This window comes from Pseudoflavonifractor phocaeensis, from assembly GCF_016901955.1.
Classification (GTDB): Bacteria; Bacillota; Clostridia; order Oscillospirales; family Oscillospiraceae; genus Flavonifractor; species Flavonifractor phocaeensis_A.
Window position 1 is genome coordinate 1 of the sequence record NZ_JACJLC010000078.1, and the last position, 13055, is coordinate 13055.

Annotated in this window: 13 protein-coding genes; 3 read left to right on the forward strand and 10 right to left on the reverse strand. The window is 56.5% G+C overall.

Annotation, left to right across the window (positions count from 1 at the left end):
- Nucleotides 1-392: 392 nt before the first annotated feature.
- From H6B51_RS13795 to H6B51_RS13810, 4 genes are read right to left on the reverse strand one after another with little or no spacing between them, the layout of a single operon-like run.
- Nucleotides 393-629, reverse strand: coding sequence for a hypothetical protein (locus H6B51_RS13795; RefSeq protein WP_204884231.1), 237 nt, complete (start codon nucleotides 627-629; stop codon nucleotides 393-395).
- Nucleotides 620-925 carry a NifU family protein gene (locus tag H6B51_RS13800; protein WP_335342170.1) on the reverse strand — a complete coding sequence of 102 codons (306 nt, stop codon included), beginning with the start codon at nucleotides 923-925 and terminating at the stop codon, nucleotides 620-622. The genes H6B51_RS13795 and H6B51_RS13800 overlap by 10 nt, the downstream gene beginning before the upstream one ends.
- Nucleotides 926-931: 6 nt before the next feature.
- The gene (locus H6B51_RS13805; protein WP_204884232.1) at nucleotides 932-2383 is read right to left on the reverse strand and encodes a 4-hydroxyphenylacetate 3-hydroxylase family protein; all 1452 of its coding nucleotides are present in this window, start codon (nucleotides 2381-2383) and stop codon (nucleotides 932-934) included.
- Nucleotides 2384-2419: 36 nt separating this feature from the next.
- Nucleotides 2420-3268 carry a beta-keto acid cleavage family enzyme gene (locus H6B51_RS13810; RefSeq protein WP_335342171.1) on the reverse strand — a complete coding sequence of 283 codons (849 nt, stop codon included), beginning with the start codon at nucleotides 3266-3268 and terminating at the stop codon, nucleotides 2420-2422.
- A 293-nt stretch (nucleotides 3269-3561) separates the two neighbouring features.
- Between H6B51_RS13810 and H6B51_RS13815 the strand changes: the two genes are divergently transcribed.
- The 3 genes from H6B51_RS13815 (at nucleotide 3562) to H6B51_RS13825 (ending at nucleotide 7463) form a co-directional block, all read left to right on the forward strand.
- On the forward strand, nucleotides 3562-4740 hold the full coding sequence (locus H6B51_RS13815; protein ID WP_204884233.1) for a thiolase family protein: 1179 nt from the start codon (nucleotides 3562-3564) through the stop codon (nucleotides 4738-4740).
- 15 nt (nucleotides 4741-4755) lie between these two features.
- Entirely contained in the window at nucleotides 4756-5922 is a 1167-nt protein-coding gene (locus H6B51_RS13820; protein WP_204884234.1) for an iron-containing alcohol dehydrogenase, read from the forward strand.
- Nucleotides 5923-6164: 242 nt separating this feature from the next.
- On the forward strand, nucleotides 6165-7463 hold the full coding sequence (locus H6B51_RS13825) for an MFS transporter (protein ID WP_204884235.1): 1299 nt from the start codon (nucleotides 6165-6167) through the stop codon (nucleotides 7461-7463).
- Nucleotides 7464-7566: 103 nt separating this feature from the next.
- Here H6B51_RS13825 and H6B51_RS13830 read toward each other — a convergent pair whose 3' ends face one another.
- The 6 genes from H6B51_RS13830 to H6B51_RS13855 form a co-directional block, all read right to left on the reverse strand.
- Complete coding sequence (locus H6B51_RS13830; protein ID WP_204884236.1) at nucleotides 7567-9135, reverse strand: sigma-54 interaction domain-containing protein; 1569 nt, start codon at nucleotides 9133-9135, stop codon at nucleotides 7567-7569.
- Between the two features lie 48 nt (nucleotides 9136-9183).
- Nucleotides 9184-10044, reverse strand: coding sequence for a nitroreductase family protein (locus tag H6B51_RS13835; protein WP_204884237.1), 861 nt, complete (start codon nucleotides 10042-10044; stop codon nucleotides 9184-9186).
- 726 nt (nucleotides 10045-10770) lie between these two features.
- Nucleotides 10771-11928 (reverse strand): site-specific integrase, encoded by a 1158-nt coding sequence (locus tag H6B51_RS13840; protein WP_204884238.1) that lies wholly within the window; start codon nucleotides 11926-11928, stop codon nucleotides 10771-10773.
- 81 nt (nucleotides 11929-12009) lie between these two features.
- A complete protein-coding gene (locus H6B51_RS13845) occupies nucleotides 12010-12204 on the reverse strand; it encodes an excisionase (protein WP_204884239.1) in 195 nt (64 codons plus the stop codon).
- A complete protein-coding gene (locus tag H6B51_RS13850; RefSeq protein ID WP_204884240.1) occupies nucleotides 12204-12680 on the reverse strand; it encodes a hypothetical protein in 477 nt (158 codons plus the stop codon). The genes H6B51_RS13845 and H6B51_RS13850 overlap by 1 nt, the downstream gene beginning before the upstream one ends.
- Before the next feature lie 17 nt (nucleotides 12681-12697).
- The gene (locus H6B51_RS13855) at nucleotides 12698-12952 is read right to left on the reverse strand and encodes a hypothetical protein (protein WP_204884241.1); all 255 of its coding nucleotides are present in this window, start codon (nucleotides 12950-12952) and stop codon (nucleotides 12698-12700) included.
- Nucleotides 12953-13055: the final 103 nt, after the last annotated feature.

Here is a 13055-nt window from a genome sequence, read left to right on the forward strand (position 1 = left end):
GGAATCAGCGTGGGTGGAGTTGTGCATGTGAAAGTCGTTGAAGGTCTGCAGCAGACGGTAGTGCATGGGCATGTGCTGCACGCGGTCGATGTGGAAATCGCCGTTGGAGGGCCACAGGGGATTGCCCCGGCCAAAGGGGTGGGACAGGTCAACAAGAACAGTTTTACCCATAATAAGATCTCCTTTTCTATTTGAGTTTGTTCCAATGCTTCATCATCAGAAGTTCTGTCTATATAGCAAAGCAAGCTGTATGCCAACATTTTTCGGCGATCTGTTTTGGAGGAAAACGGCGCGATCCATTGGGACAGTTGGCTTTGGTGGAAATCGGACCCTGGAGGGATTTGCTCCGTTGGGGAAGGCTGTTGCGTGAGCGCAACAAGCCGTTGCAAAACTTACAGCACCAGGTCCGGTTCCGGCTGGCACACATAGCGCAGCCGGAGGGGGTCCAGACCGATCACACCGGCACACCGGGCGGAACAGCCGCACACCACCAGCACCACGTCATAGTCCCGGCCCGGCTCGGCGGGCTCAAAGACGGCATTCGGATACCGGCAGGCCAGGGTCTGGACGTAGGCCACCCGGTCATACCGGGGGTTGCAGCCGCCGCAGTATTTGATGCCTATCCGCACGGGCGCTCCCCCCGCAGGATGGCTCTGGCCTGATCCAGCAGTTCCTGGCTGACCGAGTTGACCAGCACCACGTCCTTCAGTGCGGGGATGTTCTCCATCAGGGCGGTGCGGATCAGGCTCTCCGTGGTGAGCATGGCGGAGGGGCACCCGGCGCACTGGCCGGTGAGCTGGAACCGGTACACGCCGTCGGTACAGTCCAGGCTGCGGATGTTCCCCCGGTGGAGGGCCAGGTCGGGGCGGACCTTTTCCTCCAGCACCTGTTCAATTCGCGCCAGAATCTCCTTGTGCTCAGACACAGCAAATCACTCCTTGACGTGGGCGATCTTTTTGGCCAATTCCTTTTTCATGGGCAGGTTGCCCTGGCGGGCGATCATGATACGCTGGGCTTGGGGAGAACCGGCGCCATGGAGGGATTCGGTACGGTAACCCACGGCGGCGGTACCCAAGGTCAGGTTCTCGATGAGGCGCAGAATGCGGAAGCGGTTCTCCACCGACACGCCGGGGGCTGCCTTGAAGTACTTCTCCACATAGGGCCCCAGCTTGGGATCCTTCAGGTCGGCCTCAGCCGGGGCGGTGACCACCACGCCACCGGCGATGTCCTCGGCCAGCCGGGCGATCTCATAGGGGAAGCGAGTGACGTTCTGCTTGCACACATTGGCCAGCAGCAGGTCGATGAGATAATTCCCGCTGGCGGTGGGGTGTCCCTCGGCGGAGCAGGCGATACCGCAGCAGTACAGGGTCTCGTTCAGGTGGGTCATCTCGATGAGCTTATCCTTGATGTGGCTGGCCTTGGCGCAGCCGTTATAGTCGGCGGCCACGGCGGCGGCGCCGATGAGCACATCGCCCACACCCACCTTGCACCCGCCGTAGGACTGGCGGTGATAACCGGCAAACCGCTCCACCATCATCCCGGCAAACTCGGTTTCGCCGCACAGGAAAATCCGGTCGTTGGGAACAAACACGTCCTCAAAGACCACCAGAGCCTCCACGCCTCCGAATTCGGCGTTGCCCACGTCCAGCTCGGAGCCCTCCAGCTTGCGGGTATCGCAGCTCTGGCGGCCAATGATCATGAAGATGCCCTCAGCGTCCATAGGCACAGCAAAAGAAACGGCATAGTCCTTGTCCTCAGGCCCCATGGAGATGGTGGGCATGATGATGATCTCATGGCTGTTCAGCGCGCCGGTCTGGTGGGCCTTGGCGCCCCGGACCACGATGCCGTCGGGTCGGCGCTCCACTACCCGCAGGAAGAGGTCAGGGTCCTCCTGGGCATGTGGGGCCCTAGAGCGGTCGCCCTTTGGGTCAGTCATGGCTCCGTCCACGGTCAGGTCGTTCTCCTGAACATAGGCGGCGAACTTCTTAAAGTTCTCGTGGTAAGTGGTGCCGTACTTCTGGTCGATCTCATAAGTGGTGGAGTAGACGGCATTGAAGGCGTCCATGCCCACGCACCGCTGGAAGCAGGCGGCAGTCTGCTGGCCCAGCAGACGCTGCATCTTCACCTTCTTTACCAGATCCTCGGTGGACTGGTGGATGTTGGTGAAGCGGTTGACCCGCTTGCCGGTCAGGTTGGAGGTGGCGGTCATCAGGTCCTGGTACTCCGGCTTTTGGGCCAGGTCGTAGGTCATACGCACGGAATTGAGAGAGGGGCGGAGGATAGGGTCGTCCACCGGGCTCTCCACCTTTTTGCCGAACATGTACACCTGCATGTGCATTTTGCGGATGCTCTCAATGTACTGTTCACCGGTCATAAGTGCCATATTGCGCTCTTCCTTTCTGTTATGTAAGGTAGTGGATCACTTCAGGCTGAGAATTTCCCGGGCCTCGTCAGGGGTGGCGGCCTGCTTGCCAAATTCCTCGATGACCCGGACCGCCCGCTGCACGAACTGCACGTTGCTCTCAGCCAGCACCCCCTTGGCATACATCACGTTGTCCTCCATGCCCACCCGGATGCCGCCGCCCAGGGCCACGGCGCCGTACAGCATGGTCATGGCGGAGGCACCCACGCCGAAGCAGCTCCAGGTGGAGCCGGGGCACAGGGACTCCATGGTCTCCTTCATAAAAATGAGGTTTTTCATGGTGCCGGGGATGCCGTTGGCGCAGCCCATGCAGAACTGGAAGTGGAGGGGTGCCTTCAGCACGCCCTTCTTCAAATAGTAGGCGGCGTTGGCGATCATGCCGGGATCAAAGGCCTCGATCTCGGGCTTGATGTGATTCTCCTGCATGATGCCGCCCAGCTTCTCCAGGAAGGCAGGTGGGTTGAGGAACAGACCGGAGTGCATCCAGTTCATGGAGCCGCAGTCGTAGGAGGCCATCTCGGGACGGAGTTCCACAATGTGCTCGTAGCGGCATTCCTCATTGGGGAAGGAAGCCGCGCCGGAGGTGGTCATGTTCAGGATAATGTCGCAGTCGGAGTGGTTGTCCCGGAGCAGTTCTACCGTACGGCGGAACTTGTTTTTGTCCATGGCCCCGTTGCCCTGATCGTCCCGCATGTGCATGTGGGCAATGGCGGCGCCCGCCTTCCAGCAGGCGTAGATGTCCTCAGCGATCTCCTCAGGGGTCATGGGCACGTTGGGGTTATTCTCCTTCTTGGGCCACGCGCCGGTGGTGGCCACAGTGATGATGGTCTTGTTGTTCAGGCTCATACTTCCGTTCCTCCTTCAACATAGGGCAGCCCTCTTCTCCGTGGGGCCAGCTACAAGGCAATAGAGCAAACCCCGTGCCAATTACTTTCGAGGGGAAGGAGGCCCTTTTTCCTCCTTTCAGCGGATTTTGTTGCAGAGCGGAAACAGCATCCCGCCACAGCCAGCCGGGCTTGTTGCGGTTCTGCATCGGCGGGCGGAAATTGAGGCGGATAACGGGCTGTTTACTTGGCATACAGCTTGCAAACGTATCTGGTTGAAATTTGCGCCGCAAACGCGCCGAGAGGAGTATCCTTATGAATCATGTCGTGATCACCGCCGCCTGCCGCACCCCCATTGGCACCATCGGGGGCCAGTTCAAGACCCTTACCGCCCTGGATCTGTCCATCCCCGTGATGCAGGCCCTGATCCAGCGCTCCGGTGTGGACCCCGCCCTCATCGACGACGTCATCTGGGGCTGCAACTACCAGCGCACCTACCTGGAAAATAATCTGGCCCGAGTGGCCGCCATCAAGGCCGGTCTGCCCGACACTGTCCCCGGCATCACCGTCCACCGCAACTGCACCTCCTCCATGTCCTCCATCCAGCTGGGCTTTTATCAGATTATGGCCGGCGAGGCCAAGTGCATCATGGCCGGCGGCGCCGACTGCATGAGCGCCGCTCCTTTTATGGTATTTGATGCCCGCTACGGCAAGAAATACGGCCACATGGAACTGCGGGACGCTATGTGGGACTCCCTGACCAACCTGGGGGTGGGCCCCGCCATGGGCATCACCGCCGAGAATGTGGCCGACGCCTACCACGTCACCCGGGAGGACATGGACAACTACGCTTTCCGCTCCCAGCAGCGGGCTGCCGCCGCCATAGACGCCGGGAAGTTTGTGGAGGAGATCGTCCCCGTCACCGTTCACGGCCGCAAGGGCGATACCGTGGTCACCACCGACGAACACCCCCGCCGGGACACCACCCTGGAGAAGCTGGCCAAGCTGAAGCCCACCTTTAAAGCCGACGGCCGGGTCACCGCCGGCAATGCCTCCGGCATGAACGACGCCTCCTCCGGCGTGCTGCTGATGGAGGAGAGTCTGGCCAAGGCGCTGGGCCTGCCCATCCTGGCCCGGGTGGTGGCCACCGCCACCACCGGCGTCTCCCCCGACGTGATGGGCATCGGCCCCATCAGCGCCACCCAGAAGACCCTGGAGAAGGCCGGCCTCACTGTGGCCGACATCGACCTGTTCGAGATCAACGAGGCCTTTGCCGCCCAGTGCGTGGCCTGCCAGCGCACCCTGGGCATTGACGAGGACAAGCTCAACGTCAACGGCGGCGGCATCTCCCTGGGGCACCCTGTGGGCGCCACCGGCAGCCGTCTGGTGGTCACCCTGATCCATGAGCTCAAGCGCCGGGGCGGCAAGTACGGCCTGGCCACCCTGTGCGCCGGGGGCGGCATGGGCACCGCTGTTCTCATCGAGATGGCATAAATAAAGGAGTCTGCTATGAAGGATTTTACCTTCTCCTTCCCTACCCGGGCCATATTCGGCCGGGGCGCTGAGGATCAGGCGGGCCCACAGTGTGCCCCCTACGGCCCCAACGTGATGCTGCTCTACGGCAGTGAGCGCATCCGCCGCAGCGGCCTGCTGGGGAAGCTGACCGCCGACCTGGAAGCTCATGGCATGACGGTGACCCCCTTCGGCGGCATCCGTGAAAATCCTCTCCTCTCCAAAGCGGAGGAGGGGTGCCGCCTGGCCCGCCAAAAGCATATCACCCTGCTGCTGGCAGTGGGGGGCGGCAGCGTCATCGACACCGCCAAGGCGGTAAGCCTGGGGGCCAAATACCAGGGCTCCTTATGGGATCTGTACACCGGCAAAGCCAAGGCCAAGACCGCCCTTCCCATCGGGGTGGTGCTCACCGCAGCCGCCACTGCCAGCGAGGCCAACTGCGTGTCGGTCATCACCCATGACCAGCTCCATCTGAAGATGGCCTTGGCCGAGCCCCTGGTCACCCCCAAGTTTGCCCTGATGGATCCTGTGCTTACCTATACCATGCCGGCCATTCAGACCGCCGCCTGCTCCGTGGATATTTTTGCCCATGCCTTTGAGCGCTACTTCCACAAGGGGCAGAAGGGCACCCTCCGCGCCCAAATGTGCGCCGCCCTCATGCGCACCGTCATCCAGGAGCTGCCCAAGGCCCTGGCCAAACCCGACGACTACGACGCCCGGGCTCAGCTCATGTGGTCGGCCACCGTGGCCCACAGCGATATGCTGGGGTTTGAAGGGGACTTTGCCTGTCACGCCCTCTCGCACGTGCTTACCGGCCAATTCGGTCTGTCCCACGGCACCGCCTTGGGCATTCTGATGGTGGCCTGGTGCAAGTACATGCTGATGGTTGAGACCGCGGCGATTGCGGAGTTTTCCACGCTGGTGTGGCAGGCGGATCCCAACCAGAGCCAGATCCAGGTGGCTCAGAACGGGATCTCCGCCTTCCAGCAGTTTCTGTGCGGAGCGGGCCTGCCGGTGACCCTTCGGGAGGCCGGCTTCGGAACTGTCTCCGTTGAGGCACTGGCCGACGCAGCCTTGCCCGGCCGCACCGGCGCTCTGGGCGGCAACTTCCGTCCCCTCCATTACCATGACGTAGTCAGTTTGTTGCAATTGGCGCAGGGGTAGGCTGTTGCGTTCAAACAACATGATGCCGCTGTGCAACAGGTAAGCCCCTTACCAGCCGGTTATCAGGCCTGTGGGCCCCAAAATACCAAATCTTGTATTGGCACGGAGTTTGCTCTTATTTCCAGACGTCTGATGAGACGCGGAAGAAGAGAGGAGGGAGTGGCCTTTCGCCGGGCGCCGCCGGCAGAAACCGCGTCACCGGCAATCATCCCCGTGTGTGTAAACAAGAGGAGTGTGAACGTATGAGTAAAAAAAATCCCCAGATCGCCAGCGAGAACATGAGCATGAACTTCTCCAAAGGTTGGGGCATCATCCTGTACCAGGCCCTGATGTTCTTCTTCCTGATCGGCTTCTCCATTGACGGTCTGAACATCGTGGCCCCCGCCTTTGCCGAAACCACCGGTATCGCCTATGACCAGGTGCTGGGCGTGGCCACCTGGGCCGGCATGATCGGCGTGGTGGCCTACATCTTCATCGCCCGCATCAACGTCGTGGTCGGCCCCCGGCTGCTGAGCGGCGTCTGCCTCATCGGCGCCGGCCTGTCCTATGTGTTCCTGGGCCACAGCTCCACCCTGACCACCTACTTTATCGCCCTGACCCTGGTGACCTGCTTCATCAACGGCGCCGCCTACATCGCCGGCAACACCCTGATCGCCCAGTGGTTCCCCAAGAAGAAGGGCCTGGCCAACGGCTTTACCACCATGGGCCACAACTGCGGCTCGGCCTTCTATGTGCCCCTGATCTCCTTCACCATCGGCGCCTTCGGCTTTGCCAACGGCATGAGCTACGTGGCCATCGGCGCCATTGTGCTGGGCGTCATCGGCCTGATCTTTGTCCGCAACACCCCCCAGGAGAGCGGCATTTATCCCGACAACGTGACCCGGGAGGTCTATGAGCGGGAGTACTTCCAGGGCAACAGCGTGGACAACGGCGGCTGGACCGCCGGCAAGCTGCTGAAAACCCGTGAGCTGTGGCTGTGTGCCCTCATCATCGGCATCAACCAGCTGGTCACTACCGGCGTTATGAGCCAGCTGGTGGTGCGCAACACTGGTCTGGGCTTCACCCAGGATGCGGCCGTGGGCCTGATGACCGTGTGCGCCCTCATCGGCGTGTGCGGCTCTTACCTGTTCGGCGCCATTGATCAGAAGTTCGGCGTAAAAAAGGCCATCCTCCTTTTCCTGATCTGGTACTGCATCGCCCTGGCCGTCAACTGCACCGACACCACCATCGGCGTGTATGTATCCGTGGCTATGATCGGCATCGCCGTGGGAGCTGCCGCCAACTTCATCGTGTCCCTGCCCGCCTCCGTGTTCGGCCGTCACGGCTTTACCATGGTCAACTCCGTGTTCTTCCCCCTGATGCAGATCGTGCTGATGACCAACTACCAGGTGAACGCCTTCGCCATCCGGGCCACCGGCAGCCTGCGGGGCGCCTACATCTTCTATATCGGCCTGCTGGTGGTGAATATGATCCTCACCGCCATCATCAATCCCACCAAGTTCAACAAGGACGTGGCCACCGAGAAAGAACTGCTGAAGTAACCTGATCCCCGCTTTTCCCTCATCCCATTTTCTTCATAAACGGCCATGGGCCGCCGGACGATCGTCCGGCGGCCCATGGCCGTTATATATATGCGTTGTGCGCTCAGCTTCTCCTGTTTTCGTAATCAATGCCGTATTGCTTGATCTTCCGGCATATGGTGGAAGCGTTGATGTTCAGCTTTTTACTGGCGTCCCGCAGGTTGGAGGACTCCTTGAGCACCCGCTCCAGCAACCGCTTTTCAAATCCGGATACCGCTTGGTTAAAGTCCACCCCCTCAGGCAAGGGCTCCTCCTCCGGCTCCGGGACCGGAGGCGGAGATACCGGAACGGATACAGAGGGGATACTCTCCTCCTGGACATTCAGCAGCCCCCGGAGCACGTCGTCCTCAATGTGGCCGATGCCAGAACTGCACAGGATCAGATATTCCATCACATTTTCCAGCTCTCGGATATTACCAGGCCAGGAGTATCGCTTCATATAGTCGGTCTGCCACTGGGTCAGTCTGAAGGACCGGTTATATTTCTCGGTAAAACGCTGAATGAAGTAGTCGCACAGCTCCTCAAAATCCTCCAGCCGCTCCCGCAGGGCGGGCACTGACACCGGGATCACGTTGAGCCGGTAGTACAGATCCTGCCGGAAGGTACCCTCGGCCACCTTCTTCTTCAGGTCAGCGTTGGTTAGGGCCACAAACCGGATGTCCAGCTTGATGGGCCTGGTGCCGCCAATGCGGGTGATCTCCTGGGACTGAATGGCCCTCAGCAGCTTGACCTGCAGATCCATAGGCATGTCCCCGATCTCATCCAGCATAAGGGTCCCGTGGTTGGCATATTCAAACAGGCCGATCTTCCCCTTGGCGCTGGCTCCGGTAAAGGCGCCCTTCTCATAACCGAAGAGCTCGGACTCCAGTAAATGCCCGGGGATGGAGGCACAGTTGATCTTCACATAGGGCTTGTCCTTCCGCAGGGAGCGCCGGTAGATCTCATCCGCCACTACTTCCTTGCCCACGCCTGACTCTCCAGTGATAAGGATGGATGCGTCGGTAGGGGCCACCCAGTCAATCAGTGTGTTGATGGACTGGAGTGAGCCGTACTTACCAACCATGCTCCCGGACAGATGCTTATCCGAGTCCTTGGTAATCGTCTTAGGATGAAGAGAGTTGACTTCCTTTACAAACGCGTCGAAATCCTCCTGAAGGGAGCCGAGGGTGATGATAGGCCGGCTGATGGCTACCACTTGGCGGAGGCTGCCGTCCGGTTTGAACAAGGGGGTACCCATCACATAACCCACCACTGGGGTCTCAGTCTTATAGGTGGTAGATAAACGGAAGGCGCTCTTTTTCCCTTCCAGTACGCTGGTGATGGCCCCGCCGGTAAACAACTTGTCCTCTCCAATCAAAGAATAGATGCTTTTATGCAGTACATCCTCCTCTGTAATACCGGTGTTTCGGGTATAAGCCGGATTGATATACAGCACCACGCCCTCCGCGTCGGTGATGAAGATGCTGTCGTCCAGACCGTCCACTACCTCCTTAAAGTCGATTCCCCGGTCGTGAAAGGCCTCCAGTTTGTTATCGATCTCCTTCAATTGGGCAACCAATTCAGGTTTTTCCTCCCGGTCTATCACCTGCCGCAGCAGTTTTCGTACTTCTCGAATTGCCGAATATTGATTCATCCATTCTCTCCTTTACCGCCGCTGTCACCATGGGCCAAACCCGGCCCCTTAAAACGTCAGTTCCCGGATCTGGGCAATCCCTTCCCGCTGGACTCCTCGGGCATAGGGGTATTCCGGGTATCCAAAGCCCAGGATCAGGCTGTAGTATCCGTTTTCCGGGATGCGCAGCAGCTTTTCCAGCTCCGGCATATGGGACAGGGCCCCCACCGGATAGGACATGATAATGGAGCCCAAACCACGGCAGGCGCAGATCAGGTCAAACCAGGCTGCTGCCAGCACTGGGTCAGTACGCCACTGGCCACGGTCTTTCTGGGAGTGGATCACCAAAATGTGCGGGGCATTGACAAAAAACATGTCCCCCGGATTGCGGCCGGGCTCCCAGTCCAGCTGCTTTTGCCAGTCCGCCTTGCTGAAATTCCCGGGGTAGATCCCCCGCTCCGCCAAACGGAAGGCCTCCTCCCGAACCAGCTTGCGGAACTTGTCCATCTCCGCCTTGCGGTATACCACATTGAATCCAAGGGTCTGCATATTGCTTCCGGTAGGTACGTTCTCCAGCAGCTGCAGCATCTGGTCGATCTCCTCTCGGGGCACTTCTCTGTCCTGGTATCGACGGCAGGCCCGCCGGTTGCGCATGAGAGCTTCCAACTGGCGGGGGGTGGCCATCTCCTCCGGCAGAAGGGAGTCCCGGGGATCCTTCCCAAAGATGGATATGGCCCCGGCGGGACATACCGCCAGGCAATGCTGGCATCGGTAGCAGCCATCCCAGCCTACAACGCCGTCCACCCCGTCCTTCATCCGGGGCAGGCCGGCCTCATCCAGGGACAGGATCACCGACGAGCAGGAGCTGACGCACCGGCCGCAATGGACACATTTGTTCTCGTCCACAGTAAAACAAAATCCATTCACCATTTACACTCCTTCAGACGGCCCATATCAAACCACCATTCCGATTTTCATCGTTACTATTATAGTCAATCCCTCTTTTTTCCGCCAGTCTTATTTATCAAGTTGCAAATTTGCAACTCTTTTCACACGATTTGGCAACATTTCATTTTTGCAACAGCGGTACCCATCCATCCTTGCTCCCCAGCGAAGCCGGGTGCTCCACGGCATTGCCGCTCCGCGAAATTTACGTTTCAAGCCACCAGCTTTGCGCAAACGCCACTCTCTTCCACATAGGCGTAGGCGAATAGCCAGGGTCAGGTTTGTTGTTCTCATTTTGGCCCGAACAGCTTATATTTTATGAAATACACAGACCAATCTACTCTTTTTATGAAAAAAGAAACCCGTCGCAGAATGTTTTAATTCTGCGACGGGCCCTTTGTCATATACATATCAGGCGCTTTTGCTTTGCAATTGTCGTAAGTTTATCGTAAATTCACGGCTGTACTTCTGGCAATTGCTTGCGTCCCAATAGATTCAGGCTATTGCTTAGTACATGCCGCCCTTGAGAAAATTTATTTCACCATCATTACAATATAGCAAAAAATGATTGAAAAATGATGGATTATGTTCAATTTCAAAACTTTTTGGAGTGATTTTAATTTTACACACTTTTCCAAATCATCATAAATCTACGCAAATCTATGCTACTGAAAGAGCAAAGTGTGTAAATTGTGTGTAAGCTCTCTGGTGTTAAAGCGAAGCAGCAATTTGTCGAAATGCCCGTTCAGCGGATTCATAGTTGCTGTGTGTGTAAACGTCCAGGGTGACGCTGGCGGTAGAGTGTCCCATAATATACTGGAGGCTTTTAACGTCTAGCATAGCCTGCTGAGCATTGGTGCAGAAGGTGTGCCGTAATACATGGGGCGTAATCGTAGGTAATGTGTTGCCGTGAGATTTCAAATAGCGTTTTTGAAGCCCTCTCATGTAGTTTTCCAGGTGCATTGCTACCTTAGGTCGCTTATCCTTGTCCAAAAAAAGAAAACCACTGTAACCGTCAACAATCATTTCTATCTTGGGTTTCCCTCTATGCTCTACCACATTACGGAAAGCCATATACACGGAATCTGTCATAGGGACCACTCGAATACCGCTTTTGGTTTTCGGTGACGTTACAAAATAAGGTTTCTCAGCGGTTCGACATAGTTGCTTGGTTACACGAACACACCGACGTTCAAAATCAACATCAGATAGAGTGAGACCGTATAGCTCACTTACACGCAATCCTGTTCCCAACAGAATCACAATATCATTATAATAGTTTCCACCATCATCACGGACAAATTCCAGGTAGCGTTCCTGCTGTGCTTTTGTCAAGGCGTTTCTCACATTTGCGTCCTTGGGAACCACGTCAGACAACTTGAACTTAAAAGGATTTTTGCGAATCATATCATCCTCAACAGCCATTTCGAAAGCAGGACGCAGCACACTATGTATTACACCGATGGTATTTTGTTTCATGCCCTGGTCATGGAGCGAGACAAACCACGTTTTCGCCTCTGATCGTTTTACATCTTTAATCCTAAGCTGTCCGAATGGATCTTGCCGAATACGGTTGACGGCAGCACCGTAAGCTCTTTGGGAATTTTGCGTTAATCCACGTCGGAGGTTGATGTATCGTTCCACCAAAGCTAAAACCGTTGTCTCACCAGCTACATAATCAATTCCGTCTAGCAGGTCACGCTGTATCTCAACCTCCTTTTCTCTCAGCTCATTTAACGTAGGCGCATATATGTAACTCCATTTTTCGCTGCTGTTGCGGCGGAAACGATAATAGTAAGTCAAATTGGGACGTTGCCCCTCGCCCGCTCTTAAAATGCGCCCTTTGCTATCCTTGCGCTTTTCAGCCATAAATCCTCCTCTCTACTGAAAAGCCCCTAGCACGGTACACTAATTATAGCATACAGTGCCAGGGGATGCCAGTGTTCTTGTTTATATTGAGTACACTTTACTCAGATAATCCAGGCACTTTTGGCGCTTAATAAGGCGCTTTCTGCCCACCCACAAAACGAAGTCGCAGCTATCGGAATCTGATATTTCTCTGAGCTTATTGATCCCTACCCCAAAGTATGCGGCTGCTTCCTCTAGTGTAAGAAAAGATTTCTGCCAAACTGGTATCTCTACCATTAGGTATCACCCCCGATCATGTAACCGGCGATGGCCTCCAAATGCCGATAATAGGCATACCAATCGTCATCATCGTGGATATGGTCCAGATTGTCCTTAACGAAAGCAACCAACAGGGCCGGGGCTTTTTTGCGGTGTACCAGAGCCAGAGCCTTGGGGAGCATTTCAGCGGCAGCAGTCAAACGAGCTTCAAAGGGGAGCGTCTTTTTCTTGCTACGCTTCATCTCCCGAAGTAGACCGTTAAAATCAGTGGGTTTCATATCAGCCAGCAGAGAGGCCATGATCTCGGCATACTTGCCAACAAACTCAGGCCGCAGATACTTAGTGCCCTTATCCGTGGCGGCGTAATAGCCAGAGGAAAGATAATCGGCAAGCAGATAAACGGGGGTGTTGTCGCTGGCGCTGGTGGTGTCCACGGCGGGGACCTGATCAGTGACAGGCTCCCCGGTGGAGATAGTTGTATTGATGTTATCCATTGTTAGTGTCCTCCTTATCAATCAGTGAGCTTTTTCTTAAAAGTAAAAAGATTGCCTTCATCGTCACAAGTGTTATGTACTTCTGCGTCTATCGGCTTATGCCAATCCTTTACATCGTAAACAGTTATGTTCCGTGAGCCAGTGGAAATCATTCTTACCTCAGAATCTGTCCAATAAAAACGATATACTTTAGGGTCCACAGTAACCTTATAAGCATACTCTTTCCCAGTATCGGGATTTTCAAAAACACAAATAATAGTTTTAGCTTTCATAGTTATGACCATTCCTTTCCGCTGCGCTTCAAGGCACCAAAGGAAAATGAAACACAGGTGTCTCTAACGCAGCAAGTCGTAATTTGTTAGAATAGGCTTGAGG

Excerpts from the sequence above, each read along its gene's own strand:
- H6B51_RS13825 (WP_204884235.1), top strand. The coding sequence starts at position 6,165 with ATGAGTAAAAAAAATCCCCAGATCGCCAGCGAGAACATGAGCATGAAC.
- H6B51_RS13845 (WP_204884239.1), bottom strand. The coding sequence starts at position 12,204 with ATGGTAGAGATACCAGTTTGGCAGAAATCTTTTCTTACACTAGAGGAA.
- H6B51_RS13855 (WP_204884241.1), bottom strand. The coding sequence starts at position 12,952 with ATGAAAGCTAAAACTATTATTTGTGTTTTTGAAAATCCCGATACTGGG.
- H6B51_RS13840 (WP_204884238.1), bottom strand. The coding sequence starts at position 11,928 with ATGGCTGAAAAGCGCAAGGATAGCAAAGGGCGCATTTTAAGAGCGGGC.
- H6B51_RS13835 (WP_204884237.1), bottom strand. The coding sequence starts at position 10,044 with ATGGTGAATGGATTTTGTTTTACTGTGGACGAGAACAAATGTGTCCAT.
- H6B51_RS13830 (WP_204884236.1), bottom strand. The coding sequence starts at position 9,135 with ATGAATCAATATTCGGCAATTCGAGAAGTACGAAAACTGCTGCGGCAG.
- H6B51_RS13850 (WP_204884240.1), bottom strand. The coding sequence starts at position 12,680 with ATGGATAACATCAATACAACTATCTCCACCGGGGAGCCTGTCACTGAT.
- H6B51_RS13815 (WP_204884233.1), top strand. The coding sequence starts at position 3,562 with ATGAATCATGTCGTGATCACCGCCGCCTGCCGCACCCCCATTGGCACC.
- H6B51_RS13820 (WP_204884234.1), top strand. The coding sequence starts at position 4,756 with ATGAAGGATTTTACCTTCTCCTTCCCTACCCGGGCCATATTCGGCCGG.
- H6B51_RS13810 (WP_335342171.1), bottom strand. The coding sequence starts at position 3,268 with ATGAGCCTGAACAACAAGACCATCATCACTGTGGCCACCACCGGCGCG.
- H6B51_RS13805 (WP_204884232.1), bottom strand. The coding sequence starts at position 2,383 with ATGGCACTTATGACCGGTGAACAGTACATTGAGAGCATCCGCAAAATG.